Source organism: Marinomonas posidonica IVIA-Po-181 (assembly GCF_000214215.1).
Classification (GTDB): domain Bacteria; phylum Pseudomonadota; class Gammaproteobacteria; order Pseudomonadales; family Marinomonadaceae; genus Marinomonas; species Marinomonas posidonica.
The window spans coordinates 1,989,357-2,003,312 of record NC_015559.1; the positions used below are offsets into that span (position 1 = coordinate 1,989,357).

Here is a 13,956-nt window from a genome sequence, read left to right on the forward strand (position 1 = left end):
GATAGTCGTTACAAAAAGTATAAAAAAGCCAGTAAGTTAACTTACTGGCTTAGGGCAACCGCATGGATAAAAGTGTGAGAAAAACTACGCCAGACTCTTCGAAATCACTTCGTATACGTCTTTTGAAAGTTGATCGGCCATTATTCTCTCTAGTTCAGCCTTCATTAGCGTACTGAGACTTGGCGTCATTTTTTTCCAACGGGTTAGAGGCGTACACAAACGCGAGGCAATTTGTGGATTTCGCTTATCCAATACCAAAATCTGATCGGCCAAAAAGCGATAGCCACTGCCGTCGACATGATGGAAAGCCGAAATATTTTGACCAAAACCACCTAAGAGAGATCGAACTTTATTTGGGTTTTTAAGATCAAACGCTTCATGCTCCATTAGTGATTTCATGTTGTCGATAGCATTTTCCTGCTCACGACCGGCACTCAGCATTAACCACTTATTCACCACGAGAGGCTCGTCCTGCCATTGTTGATAGAAAGCATCGAGCATCTGTGTGGCTTGAGGGTGATCAGCATGAACCGCAATGGACAATGCAGCAAACTGATCTGTCATATTATTGGCACTTTCGAATTGCTCAACAACCGCCAACTTGGCTTCTGCACTGTCGGTCTCTAACCAGTAGGACAAGGCCAGATTTTTCAAAGATCGATGCGCGATGTCTTGAGCATCTGGACGGTATTCTCCATCAAGACGATGTGCTTGATAAGTTTGAGCAAACTCACTCTCAAGAGCGTTGGCAATCTGCGCCTTTAAGTATTGACGAGCTTGTTTAATGGCATTCGGATGAATTTCACTCGCTAACTCAGATAAGTAAGCTTGGCTTGGCAGATTCAAAATCAAAGCCACCATAGCAGGATCCAATGAATCATCGACTAATAACGAGTTAAAACCATTTATTAACTGTGATTCTAAACTCAGAGTTTGCCCAGCAACAGCTTGCTCGATCAATTGACTCAACTCATTCACAGCCAATTGCTGGCCAGCACTCCAACGGTTGAAACCATCTTGATCTGCTGACAACAATAACAATAGGTCTGTTGACGAATACTCGTAAGACAATTTCACCGGAGCGGAAAAGCCTCTTAACAAAGAAGGCACTGGCTTAGAGGACACCTGAGTAAATTCAAATACCTGTTCGGCTTGTGACAATTCCAGTAAGTGCTCATTAGCCGATTGACCATCTAGTGAAGCCGATAAGGGATTACCTGCTTGGTCAAGCAAGCCAACACGTACCGGAATGTGCGAAGGCAATTTGGTTGGCTGACCTGGTGTGGCCGGCGTGTCTTGATGTAAGCGCAATGTGTAGCTTTGTTGACTCTCATCATATTCACCAATGACCCGCACTTGCGGTGTTCCTGCTTGTGAATACCAGCGTTTAAATTGAGTCAAATCGACACCCGATGCCGCTTCCATGGCCGCGACAAAGTCATCGCAAGTTACAGCTTGACCATCGTGACGTTCAAAATATAAATCCGAGCCTTTGCGGAAGTTTTCAGCGCCCAATAAGGTATGAATCATGCGCACGATTTCTGCGCCCTTCTCATACACGGTTAGGGTATAAAAGTTGGATATTTCAATAAATGAGGCGGGACGCACAGGATGCGCCATAGGACCTGCGTCTTCAGCAAATTGAGCCGTCTTCAAAAAGGACACATCTTCCACTCGTTTTACCGTTGCCGAATGCATATCCGCTGAAAAAGTCTGATCCCGGAATACGGTAAAACCTTCTTTTAAGCTCAGCTGAAACCAATCACGACAAGTCACGCGATTACCAGACCAATTATGGAAGTATTCGTGCGCGACAATGGCTTCCACTCGCAAATAGCTGTCGTCAGTTGTGGTTTCAGGACTCGCCAGCAAACAAGAAGAGTTAAAAATATTTAAGCCCTTGTTCTCCATTGCACCCATATTGAAGTCATCTACGGCGACTATCATAAAGATGTCCAGATCGTATTCTCGACCATAGACTTCTTCGTCCCAGCGCATGGAGCGTTTTAAAGCTTCCATGGCGTAATCGACTTTATCAATATTGTGGGCTTCGGTGAAAATCTGCAATTTTACTTCACGCTGGCTCTGCGTCACGAAGGTATCGTTTTTGACTTCCAAATTACCTGCCACTAAGGCAAATAAGTACGCTGGTTTAGGGAAAGGGTCATGCCATACGACAGCGGTTTTTCCTTCCTCGGTTTGAGTGCGCTCAATTTCATTGCCGTTTGACAACATCACAGGGTATTGCTCATTGTCTGCAATAATGGTCGTTGTAAAAACGGACATCACATCAGGGCGATCAAGGTAATAGGTAATGTGTCGGAAACCTTCGGCTTCACACTGAGTACAAAACATCGAAGAAGAACGATATAGACCCTCTAACTTAGTGTTGTTTTGAGGCTCAATAAGGGTTTCACAGGTCAATATAAAGTTATCAGCTGTTGCGGTAATAACAAGTTGATTGTCCACCAGCTGATATTCACCTTCTGGTAAAACGTAATCGTCCATGGCCACTGCAATCAACTTAACGTCTTCACCACCATCCAATACTAATGGCGCAGTGTTTTCAGTAGACGTAGGATTTCGACGCATGTGCAGTTTTGATGTCACCACCGTAGTGCTTTCATCCAGCTCAAAAGTCAACTCAGTCTTATCAATTAGAAAAGGAGGCACTTTGTAGTCTTTTAAATATATCGCGGCGGGTTGACTCTCTTTCATAACGCTCTCCTAAAAAGTGACTGTTGCTTGATAGCCGGTGTATTTACGAATGTTGATTACCCCTGTATCAAGGATCCAATATTGGCCCTTAATACCCATTAGTACACCTTCAATTCTCGGTGTTTTCTCAGCATTGATACTGGTTACCTTAGTTGGGTATTCAAGCACAGGATAGTGAAATTCATGGGTTTCATTCTGGTCGGATAAATCTGTAATGGCTTGTAGACCAAACTCTTGCTGCAAGGAGTCCAAGCCTTCGTAAAGCTGACCAATTAACCTTTCTTGCTCAGCTTCCAAGTCCAAAACCAGATCCGAACCTTTGAGCATGTTTCGCCAATTCGTTTTGTCCGCCACTTGAGACTTAAACAAGGTCTCGACCAAACCTGATAAACGGCGATTTTGAACACGAAATAAAGGCCTTGCTTGCGTTGCACCTTGATCAATCCAACGTGTAGGCAGTTGATCACCACGTGTAATCCCGACTTTCAACGCAGAAGAGTTGGCCAAATAAACATAATGACTCTGCATGCAAAATTGTTCCGCCCACTCTGGCTCACGGCAAGTTCCATGGTGGAAATGGCATTTCTCAGGACTCATGATGCAGGTATCGCAGGCGGCCAATTTACGAAAACAATTAAAACAGTAGCCCTGACTAAAGGATTTGTTGGTTTTTTTCTGACAATGAATGCAATGAATATCACCGCTAAAATCCAATGTGATTTTTTTGCCCAAGAAACCGTTGACGAATAATGAGTCATTACCCAAGTTGAGGTGATAGTTAACTTGTCCATCAACAGCCTCAACCTTCATTTTACGTATGTCACCTTGCAGCATTAAGAATTGCCTTCAGCTTTGTCATCAACCCATTTAATGGTTTCATGCTCATTGGTTGAGGTCTTGCTATCACAACCGCTATGAACTTGAGTATCAATGTAACCTACTCGCTGCTGCTCGGATTTATTGCTGTAGTCATAGGTAATGACAGCTTGTAAACAAAGTTCTTTTTGCTCTTCTGTTAAGCGCACGCCATTTGGCCACTTTCCCAGTTCAACGGCTTGCTTCAAGCTGGCGTAAACTTCAGGCGACATATTGTCGATCATTTCTTTAAAATTCATTGTTAGCTCTCTTTAAACCTAGTCAGCTTAAAAACTTAATCGTATTTTTGTTGCTTAACAAAAAACACTTCAAATAACCAAAAACACACACAAAGCGCCAATCCGGAGATTAAGCCAATCGTATGAGCTGTGTTAGCAATGCGCCCTAATCCCATAGTCTCAGGCAATGATGTATAACCAACCACGAGCCAAATCATAAAAAAGATCATTAAGCCTTTATGAATCAACACGGGATAATATGGACGCAGGATCGGCAGTAGCCAAGCAAAACCAATCAAACCATACACCACACCCGATAAGCCGCCAAAAATGGGGTAGCCACTAAAATAGTATTGTAGAACGTTGCTTAACACCGCGGTAATCAACACGCTGAATAGCCAGACAAACTTGCCAACCATCATTTCCAGCTTGCGACCAACATCCCACACCCAAAGACAGTTAAAAACGATGTGAATCACACTAAAATGCAAAAATGCCGGGGTTAACAATCGCCAATATTCACCTTTAGCCATGACATCTGACAATGTCATAAAATAGATATGGCCATTAGACACATTAAACGGGCTAATGGTAAACAAGCTCACTAACGAAAGGTTTTCACCCAATTCGGTGATAATGGCAACAACAAAACTGATTAACAGCACAATCATAGTCAATGGCGATCGTTTGACTTGTGCCATTAGATTCGTCGGTGCGGTGCGTTCGGTTGGTTTGTTGACAAGGGAATTTTGTAAAAGAGACGGATCTTCTTTCCAAATCGCAATCAGTTGTAGGACAGTGGGTTGTTGACTGGCGTCAAGCAACCATAACTCTTTTGCCCCTTGATTCTCAACAATCTGGTGCGCCACTTTATGATGCCATAAAGCGTTGGCCAGCAATTGTGGGTCTTCTGTCGTGTCAAAGCGATATGCAAAATACATGAAATTCTAAAAAATACCTTTTTTAGTCAATACCCGCTTAATCCAATGGGGTGTAATTAAGGACGATAACTCGATTGCCACCCCAATTTGTCACGACAAACATTATAAAAGTCATGATCCTTTGGGTGAATAAGGCGAATGCCACCCTGCTTCTTGGTAATGTGAATTTCGTCACCAGGTGCCGCGGTAATGTTCAATTGCCCATCACAACTTACGCTTGGATAGGTCAAATTGGATTCACATACCACAATTCGAATGTTTGCATTAGCATCAATCACAATAGGACGATTACTTAGCGTATGCGGATGCATGGGAACCAGCACTAAGGCGTCTAATTTCGGTAGCATGATCGGGCCACCAGCCGACAAGGCATACGCAGTTGAACCTGTTGGTGTCGCCACAATCAAACCGTCTGATTTTTGATTCATGACAAACTGGTCATCAATAAAAAGATCAAAACGTATCATTCGAGCCGATTTTCCTGGGTGTAATACCAAATCGTTTAATGCTATTCCGTCACCGCTCGGCCGATTCTGACGCTTGATCTTAGCCTCTATCATAAAGCGCTTCTCTTCATGATAGTCACCCGCCAAAATGGGGTCTAATTCTTCTTGTAGATGTTGTGGGGAAATGTCGGTCAAAAAGCCGAGTGTGCCACGGTTGATCCCCAGCACAGGAATATCATATTGACAAATAGCACGGGCAGCACCTAAGAAGCTACCATCGCCACCAACGACCATAACCATGTCACAGTGATCACCAAGTTCTTTGAGAGGGGCTTTTGCTACTTTAATGCCGGGCATCATCGCCGCCAATTGGCTTTCGAGAACAGGCTGCACCTCTTTATCTTGAAGGTAATCCATTAACTTCTTCACGGTGTCTAAAATTTGCGGTTTGTCTAATCGAGCAATAATGCCAATACGTTTAAAAAGACTCATGCGTCCTTCTCTTTCCTGCTTTCAATGTATACAAATGAACTCATTGCGATCGCTAATGGAGTCTTACATATTTTGTGCCACTTTAACATGAAGCAGGCTGCAATCGCTATGAGTCAAGGCGGATATCCTTCACTTGTTTAGCTTATTTTACCTTCAAAAGGGGTTTTGAGACAAAGAATAACCTCGCCATCCCTGTATTCCACCGGTATGAATGACTAACGTTTTGGCATGCGGCCAGGTTCCATTTTTCATTTTATGCCAAATGGCGAATATTACTTTTGACGTATAAACAGGGTCCAATACAAGGTTAGGATTTGCTTCAGCAAACGCCTTAAGAAAATCCGCTAAAGCGGCAGGAAATTTGGCATAACCACCCTGATGAGCATCATCATAAAACGATAGGCGTTTAACCAAATTCTTTGAAGTGATTTGTTTTCCTGCAATGTTAGCCGCCAATGTAATGATTTCAGCTTGCTGTTCGGCCATCCCTTTTAATGCGCTAAAGACTTCTAACTTAGGGCATGCCTCGCTTGATAACAATCCCGCAGCTGTGGAGCCTGTGCCAGCCGCAACAGCCCAAGCAGAATACTCGCCAGCCATAGTGCCGATCGCTTTGGCCCAATCAGCACAGCCTTGTGCCCCTAATACGCCGCCTCCCCCTTCTGGCACCCAATAGATATCCGGATAAAGATGAGAAATCTGTTTTACCACTTGCGCATCTAATCCCAAGCGAAAATCAAGCCGTTGACTCGGCCAGAGTTCAGCACCATATGCCACAGCATCCCGTAAAGTGGCTGTTAAATTAGCTTGTAATTCACCTCGCACCAATAAAATAGCTTGTTCATTCCGATTCACTAGACTGGCAGCCAAGGCATGCAAATGATTTGAATAAGGCCCACCCAAAGTACCAATGTATCTGGCATTTTGCTGTTCAGCTGCTTTTAAATGATGGCGTAACTTATGCCATTTATTACCTGGCGCTTTAGCATGCTCCAAATCGCCACGATAAAGGTCCAACTGATACGCTTGGTTAAGCGCAGACTGACCTAAAAAATCAAGATTAATGGATTGAATTACAGACACAAAACGCCTAACGAAAGTCGATTAATAATAAAAACGCAATTAGTATACTCGGTGTTACACATTGAAAGATGATATTGATGGTTTTTTTGTTAGAATCCCTCCATTCAATTTGATGAACTTGTATCGTCATCCTAATTAGCCTATGCATTCGGATCTAAAGGTAACGATTGCGATACCAATAAGGATCTCCATGAGCCAACAAAACCTACTGTATGATGCGGCCGATGAATTTGGTCCCATTCGAGTCTTTGATGATGGGCAGTTTCGAATTTTGTCTTTTGCTGACGGTGATGAGCAAAGCCGTATTCGCTTATCCACCCCTCACGTATTACAGCACGAATACACCCAAGCTATGATGCTGGCTTTATTATTTTGTACGCCTAAGCGGGTGTGCATTCTAGGTTTAGGTGGTGGCACCTTGATTCATACCCTATATCACGCCATTCCAAGTGTGCAAATTAGTGCCGTTGAATTAAGAGCCGATGTTTTAGATGCCGCTGAGATGTTTTTCAAACTGCCAAAGGGGAAACGCATTCAGTTAACCTTAGACAATGCTATTGACCATATTGAACAAGGACTCGATAAAAAAGTTGATCTATTAATGACTGACATCTACAACACTCAAGGAATGGACATTCATGTCCTTGCCCCCAGCTTTATTGAGAATTGCGCCAAAAACATTAAAGAAAAGGGCTGGCTGGTGATTAATTGTTGGATAGATCAAAAAAACAATGAAGATTTAACACAACGCCTTAAAGAGCATTTCCGCTCTGTCAGTGCTTTGGACACAGGAAGTGGAAATTGGGTAATATTAGCAGGCAAACAAAAGCCAGATCACAGTGCCAAAGAACTTAAAACCTTGGCGCAAAAACTGAGTAATTCATTAGGCTTTTCCGTCAATAAATGGCTTACCCGCTTGACTGAGCTTTGATACAAAAAAGCCAGCTATGCTCTTAGCTGGCTTTTCCATGTTCAAGTTGCACTGGGTTTAAGCTAAAACCGAATTAACTAAGGCTTTCGCTTCCACTTCAAGAGCCGATAAATGCGCTTCTGAGACAAAACTTTCCAGATAAATTTTATATACATTTTCAGTGCCCGATGGACGTGCAGCAAACCAGCCATTCTCCGTAGACACCTTTAATCCACCAATAGCGGCTTGATTACCTGGGGCATGGGTAAGAATCGACTCAATTTTCTCCCCTGCCAGTTCCGTTTGCTTCACATTATCAGCTTGTAAAGCGCCCAATAAACGCTTTTGTGCAGGCGTCGCCGCAACATCAATTCGCTTGTAAAATGGCTTACCAAATCGAGCTACCTGCTCTTCATATAAACTTTGTGGGTCTTTCCCGGTTACCGCCAATATTTCAGCGGCGAGCAACGCCATAATGATGCCGTCTTTATCCGTCGTCCAAACACTGGCATCTTTTCGCAAAAACGAGGCACCAGCACTCTCTTCTCCACCAAATCCCATAGTACCTGCAAACATACCTTCGACATACCATTTGAATCCGACTGGCACTTCACAAAGCGTTTTTCCTAAATCCTTCACCACTCGGTCAATCATGCCACTGGACACTAAGGTTTTACCAAACATGGTATCCGCTGGCCAATCTGGACGATGTTGTGACAAATACTCAATCGCAACAGCCAAATACGCATTCGGATTCATCAAGCCAGATTTTGCGCAAACGATACCGTGACGGTCATAATCAGGGTCATTGCCAACCGCGATGTCAAAATCGTCTTTTAGCTTAAGTAAGGATTGCATGGAATAAGGCGATGAGCAGTCCATGCGTATGCGACCGTCTTTGTCTAATGGTACAAACCGAAACGTCGGATCCACCTCAGTATTAACAACCGTAATGTCTAAACCATATTTATCCGCAATGGGTTTCCAGTAATGAATGCCGGATCCACCCATTGGATCGACACCAATGCGAATCTTGGCTTTCGCAATGGCTTCCATATCAATAACGTTCGCCAAATCACTAACATAATGTTCTATGTAATCAAATGATTCGATCAAAGGCGATTGCTCTACTTGCTCTAAGCTAAATTGCTTTACACCTTGAAGATGTTGCATTAGTAACTCGTTGGCTCGGTTCGCTACCCAATCCGTAATGTCTTTATCAGCAGGGCCACCCTTAGTCGAATTGTACTTAATTCCACCATCTTCAGGGGGATTATGAGAAGGGGTAATCACAATACCATCACTGACGTCTTGCTGTGTTTGATTGTGCGTCAACACAGCATGTGAAATAACTGGCGTTGGTGTGTATCCACCATCTAGTTGAACGCGTACACGAATACCATTGGCAAGCAACACACTTAGCACTGTCTGAAAAGCGGCTTCCGAAAGTGCATGTGTGTCTTTACCAAGATACAAAGGACCCTCAATGTTTTGTCTCTGACGATACTCCGCCAAAGCCTGTGAAACAGCTAAAATATGATGCTCATTGAATGTTGTATTAAGTGCACTGCCACGATGCCCTGAAGTACCAAAAAGGATTTTTTCATCTGGATTATTAACCACATCAGGCTTTTTTAAATAATAAGCCGTCATTAGTTCAGGAAGTGATACAAGAGAATTGTGTGAAGCAAGCTGTCCAGCTTGTGCGTGAATCGCCATATATTTAGTCCTGTTAATTGCGCTTGCCCAAAGTCTCGCTTAAATCCGCAAAACTTTCAATGAGTTAAGACAGAAATGATTTTCTAGAAAAAGGATAAAGGCCTATCGGGAAGATCAACGAGACATTCGCAGACTCCCCGCATATGTTTTTAACAGGATTGGGTTACCAAGATTGAATTAGCAAGATTAACGTTTTTTCAGAATCAAGCTACCAATTGAATAACCAGCCCCAAATGAACAAATCACACCAATGTCGCCTGGTTGTAAATCGTCGTGGTATTTAGCAAAGGCAATAATAGAACCAGCCGACGCTGTATTGGCATATTCATCTAACACAACAGGGGCTTCTTCTAAGCTGGCGTCCCTTCCGAGTAGGCGCTTGCTAATCAATAAATTCATATTGATATTGGCTTGATGCAACCACCAGCGTTTTAGCTGAGAGACTTGAATGCCTTCGCTGTTGAGATGACTTTCGATGTGATCTGCCGCCATAGGACAAACCTCTTTGAAGACTTTACGACCATTTTGATGGAACAATTTATCCGCGCCATAGGGATCTTCGTCTGTGACACGGGTCAAATAACCAAAATTAGATCGAATATTATTTGAATACGCCGTAACACACTTACTACTCAACACATCAAAAGCATGCTCAGATTGACAGGTATCGCTGCACTCCACCACAGTGGCGGTGGCGACGTCACCAAAAATAAAATGCGAATCACGATCCATATAATTCACTTGCGCTGAGGTAAGCTCTGGGTTGATCACCAATACCCCCTTCGCTGTGCCAGCTTTTACCGCATCGACCGCACGTTGCAAACCAAAAGTCGCTGCAGAGCAGGCTACCAGCATATCAAAGCCAAAGCCTTCGATACCCAGTGCAGATTGCACTTCAATGGCAATGGCGGGATAAGATCGTTGAGTATAAGCGCAAGAGACAATCACCATATCAATGTCGGCAGGGGTTTTATTGGCCGCGGCCAGTGCTTTGTTGGCTGCGGCAATGGCCATTTCAGCCTGATGGGAAACCTCATCATCACTTCGAGTCGGTAACATTGGGCGCATTCGATCAATATCAAGGGCACCTTCTTTTGCATAAACATACCGACTTTTTATACCCGACGCTTTTTCAATAAAGGACGCACTGGATAAGGGTTTTGCCTCAAGTTCACCTTGCTCAATGGCGATGGCATTTTGCGCATTGTATTGTTCGGCCCATGCATTATAGCTTGCCACAAGCTCTTCATTAGAAATGGAATGCGCAGGAGTCCATAACCCGACTCCGCTAATGACAACAGAAGAATTCATTTCACTTGTCCTTATTATTGTTTTTCAATGTTAAGTATAGTGGAGATTGTGAACGACAAAACCGCCTTCGTCTACAAAAATGTAATATCATAAAGCCATACCCATCACTTAAATGCATAACATGATTGGATTTTTTGATTTATCTTCGCCATACTCAATGTCAGTGATAAATTGTTTAGAAGAAACAATAAGCTGGCATAGGTTTTATGAAAAACAATAATGCTTTGATTTTATCAGGTGGTGGCGCAAGAGCGGCCTATCAAGTCGGCGTTTTATCCGCAATGGGCAAAATGCTACCCAAAAAAACCGCTTTGCCTTTTCCGATACTGTGCGGTACTTCGGCTGGTGCGTTGAATGCCACTATGCTGGCGTCTTATGCGGATAATTTTTCCAAAGCGGCTTCCACATTAGCTTTTGTTTGGCGACATTTAAGCCCAGATCAAATCTATACGTTAGGACGATGGCCACTGGCCACGTCTGTGACCAAAACCTTAATGTCGCTGTTTCACCTTCACAATCACGCTGAATCCATTGCTATCATGAACAATGATCCATTGCGGGAATTGCTCAGCAATCATTTGGATTTCACTAGAATTAAACAAGCCATCGATAATGATCTGGTATCGGCCCTCGCGGTGACCGCGATGAGTTACAGTACAGGTGAATCAACGACATTTTTTGAAGGGCGAGAGACATTTCAAAATTGGCAAGGTAAACGCCGTAAAGGTGTGAGAGCCAAATTAGGGGTTGACCACCTACTGGCTTCCAGTGCCATCCCGGCGATTTTTCCCGCTCATAAAATCAACCAACACTATTATGGTGACGGTGCGATCCGTCAAAAGTCCGCCATCTACCCCGCATTACAATTAGGCGCAGAGAAGTTATTTATTATTGGGGTGAGCGGCAACCGCAGTCCAAAGAAGTGGTTACCGTCAGAGGAAAAAAATGAAATAAGTGCCCCGAGTATGGCACAGATCTTAGGGCAACTATTAAACAGTGCTTTTATCGATAATCTAGAAGACGATATTAATCAACTTGAGCTGATGAATTCGTTACTTCGAGACCTGCCAGCCGAGAAGCGACAAAATTACCCCCTCTTACCAACTGAAACGCTCATTATTTCCCCTTCTGAGGAATTAAACGAAATTGCCCATCATTATCTGCATACACTGCCAAAAAATATTCGAGTTTTATTGAAATCTGCAGGCGGGTCGTCCACTGAGAAAGTCAGTTCAGCGGCCAGTTATCTGCTGTTTACGCCGCAGTATTGTCGTGCTTTGATGGAATTAGGCTATCAAGACGCCATGTGGGAAAAAGATAAAATTTTAGCCTTTATCAATCCACTCTAACCTAAATAGACACCACACGTTTTTCTATGACTCGTTCAGGTTGACATAGCCAATTCAATAATCGCTCTAACTTATCTTCTGATGAACTCGTGCATAAATCAATCTGGCCTAATTTAGAAGAAGAGATGGCTAAACTCATTTGTTCTGGATAAGCGGCTTCTAACCGCCTTTTTAATTGTGCAGACACCCCTTCACTGGGCTCAACAATGTCGCACTCTTTGCCTAGATACTCGACAAAATACGACTTCACTAAAGGGTAATGTGTGCAGGCAAGTACCAAGGTATCCACGTCATCAAGCTTCATCTGTTCACACAATGACTCAATGGTCTGACGAATCTGCTCTTGGCTTTTAGGCCAAGCATCAATGTCGTAGGCTAGACTAGCGCTCGACATAATGCGCACTTGGCTGTCTGCTTGCCACAATTCAATCAATTGATTTAAGCGATAACTTTGAGCGGTTACCGGTGTTGCTAATACAGCCACCCTACGCTGTTTACCCAATCGAAAAGCGGGTTTTACCGCTGGTTCAACCCCGATAACAGGCAAATAAGTCGTGGCGCGCAAAGTATCTATCGCAGCAACCGTTGCGGTATTACACGCCACCACAATGGCCGCCACCTTTTCCCGTTCAAAAAACTGACCAATGGCCTCCAAGCGTTGCTGAAGTTGTTCCCTTGTCTTATCACCGTAAGGCGCAAAACCATCATCGGCCAGATACAGCAAATCCAGATAGGCTTGTTTCTTATGGATGGCATTTAAGATGGTTAAACCGCCCGCTCCAGAATCAATTACCCCTACTTTCAAAGCGGAATCTCCTGATTCAATTTCCCACTTAGTCCGGGCAATTGCACAGGCTCACGTTCAAGCTCAACGCCGTATAAGTCAAATACACTGGCTTTTATGCTGGCTTCAAGCTCCAATAATGATTCGGCTTTTGATGCTTGATGATTGATCAGAACCAAAGCCTGTTTTTCATAAACCCCCACGCCCTGCTGAACTTTGCCTTTCCAACCAGCCTGATCGATTAGCCAACCCGCCGCCAGTTTAAACTCCTTACCATGAGGGAAAGACACCAAGGACGGAAACGATTCTTTTAGCTGACTATGCTGTGCAACACTTACGATAGGGTTTTTGAAAAAACTGCCGGCATTGGCCAGTTCATTTGGGTCTGGCAGTTTACTGCTGCGAACCTGACAAACCGCTTGAAACACTTTTTGTAGACTTGGCTCACCGTCAATTTGATTGGCTAGACCACCATAACTGAGCATTAAATCGGCACGTTTTTTTAAACTCAACTCGATGGCGGTAATAAAATATTTCTCTTTCCACTGTCCTTTAAAATGACTATCACGGTAAGCAAAACCGCAATCATGAGCATTGATCCAATAGACATCCAAGCTGACTCGGTCCAAAACCTGTACACGCGCTAATGAATCCTTTACTTCAACGCCGTAAGCACCAATATTTTGAACTGGCGCCGCCCCTGCAGTACCCGGAATCAACGCAAGGTTCTCAATACCAAACCAGTTATTTTGCACGGTAAATTCGACAATCTTATGCCAATTTTCTCCAGCTCCCACAACCAAGCTAAGATGATTGCCTTTTTCTTCCTTGGCGCTGCAACCTTTAAGGCGGTTGATAATCACCAAGCCTGGAATGTCCGCACTGATTAGAAGATTGCTTCCCCCCCCCAACATGGTGACGGATAGATGCTGTTGTCGTGCCCAACCTAATAAGGATTTGAGTGTCTCTAAATTATCAACAATGGCAAAAAACTCCGCCTGATAATCAAACTGAAAGGTATTGTATTGTTGAAGTGAAACCTTTCTTTCAACCGCAGGAGGCAAAGTCGTAGAGTCAGTAAGGTGATGAGTCGAGTCCATGAATGCAAG

Annotated in this window: 12 protein-coding genes; 2 read left to right on the top strand and 10 right to left on the bottom strand. The window is 43.6% G+C overall.

Translation table 11 applies throughout. The features are described from left to right. Positions 1–84: 84 nt before the first annotated feature. The 6 genes from pepN to MAR181_RS09335 form a co-directional block, all read right to left on the bottom strand. The gene (gene pepN, locus MAR181_RS09310; RefSeq protein ID WP_013796335.1) at positions 85–2,718 is read right to left on the bottom strand and encodes an aminopeptidase N; all 2,634 of its coding nucleotides are present in this window, start codon (positions 2,716–2,718) and stop codon (positions 85–87) included. Between the two features lie 9 nt (positions 2,719–2,727). Next, entirely contained in the window at positions 2,728–3,552 is an 825-nt protein-coding gene (locus MAR181_RS09315) for a DUF2797 domain-containing protein (protein WP_013796336.1), read from the bottom strand. Continuing rightward, positions 3,552–3,833: a YeaC family protein gene (locus MAR181_RS09320; protein WP_013796337.1), complete on the bottom strand. Its 282-nt coding sequence runs from the start codon at positions 3,831–3,833 to the stop codon at positions 3,552–3,554. The genes MAR181_RS09315 and MAR181_RS09320 overlap by 1 nt, the downstream gene beginning before the upstream one ends. 35 nt (positions 3,834–3,868) lie before the next feature. Continuing rightward, positions 3,869–4,753: a rhomboid family intramembrane serine protease gene (locus MAR181_RS09325; RefSeq protein WP_013796338.1), complete on the bottom strand. Its 885-nt coding sequence runs from the start codon at positions 4,751–4,753 to the stop codon at positions 3,869–3,871. A gap of 56 nt (positions 4,754–4,809) precedes the next feature. Further along, complete coding sequence (locus tag MAR181_RS09330) at positions 4,810–5,691, bottom strand: NAD(+) kinase (protein ID WP_013796339.1); 882 nt, start codon at positions 5,689–5,691, stop codon at positions 4,810–4,812. A 153-nt stretch (positions 5,692–5,844) separates the two neighbouring features. Beyond that, positions 5,845–6,774: a 1-aminocyclopropane-1-carboxylate deaminase/D-cysteine desulfhydrase gene (locus MAR181_RS09335; RefSeq protein WP_013796340.1), complete on the bottom strand. Its 930-nt coding sequence runs from the start codon at positions 6,772–6,774 to the stop codon at positions 5,845–5,847. Positions 6,775–6,964: 190 nt separating this feature from the next. Here MAR181_RS09335 and MAR181_RS09340 point away from each other — a divergent pair, with 190 nt between their 5' ends. After that, positions 6,965–7,705 (top strand): spermidine synthase, encoded by a 741-nt coding sequence (locus tag MAR181_RS09340; protein ID WP_013796341.1) that lies wholly within the window; start codon positions 6,965–6,967, stop codon positions 7,703–7,705. Positions 7,706–7,762: 57 nt separating this feature from the next. On the opposite strand, the gene pgm is transcribed toward MAR181_RS09340, so the two are convergent. Both pgm and MAR181_RS09350 read right to left on the bottom strand, forming a co-directional pair. Then, positions 7,763–9,403 (bottom strand): phosphoglucomutase (alpha-D-glucose-1,6-bisphosphate-dependent), encoded by a 1,641-nt coding sequence (gene pgm, locus MAR181_RS09345; RefSeq protein WP_013796342.1) that lies wholly within the window; start codon positions 9,401–9,403, stop codon positions 7,763–7,765. Between the two features lie 186 nt (positions 9,404–9,589). Then, positions 9,590–10,714 carry a beta-ketoacyl-ACP synthase III gene (locus tag MAR181_RS09350; protein ID WP_013796343.1) on the bottom strand — a complete coding sequence of 375 codons (1,125 nt, stop codon included), beginning with the start codon at positions 10,712–10,714 and terminating at the stop codon, positions 9,590–9,592. A gap of 206 nt (positions 10,715–10,920) precedes the next feature. Here MAR181_RS09350 and MAR181_RS09355 point away from each other — a divergent pair, with 206 nt between their 5' ends. Further along, positions 10,921–12,063, top strand: coding sequence for a patatin-like phospholipase family protein (locus tag MAR181_RS09355; protein ID WP_013796344.1), 1,143 nt, complete (start codon positions 10,921–10,923; stop codon positions 12,061–12,063). Between the two features lies 1 nt (position 12,064). Here the strand turns inward: MAR181_RS09355 and murI are convergent, their stop codons facing one another. Together murI and murB are read right to left on the bottom strand one after the other, a co-directional pair. Beyond that, positions 12,065–12,868 (bottom strand): glutamate racemase, encoded by an 804-nt coding sequence (gene murI, locus MAR181_RS09360; protein ID WP_013796345.1) that lies wholly within the window; start codon positions 12,866–12,868, stop codon positions 12,065–12,067. Then, positions 12,865–13,947 carry a UDP-N-acetylmuramate dehydrogenase gene (murB, locus tag MAR181_RS09365; RefSeq protein WP_013796346.1) on the bottom strand — a complete coding sequence of 361 codons (1,083 nt, stop codon included), beginning with the start codon at positions 13,945–13,947 and terminating at the stop codon, positions 12,865–12,867. Before murB ends, murI begins: the two co-directional genes overlap by 4 nt. Positions 13,948–13,956 lie beyond the last annotated feature (9 nt).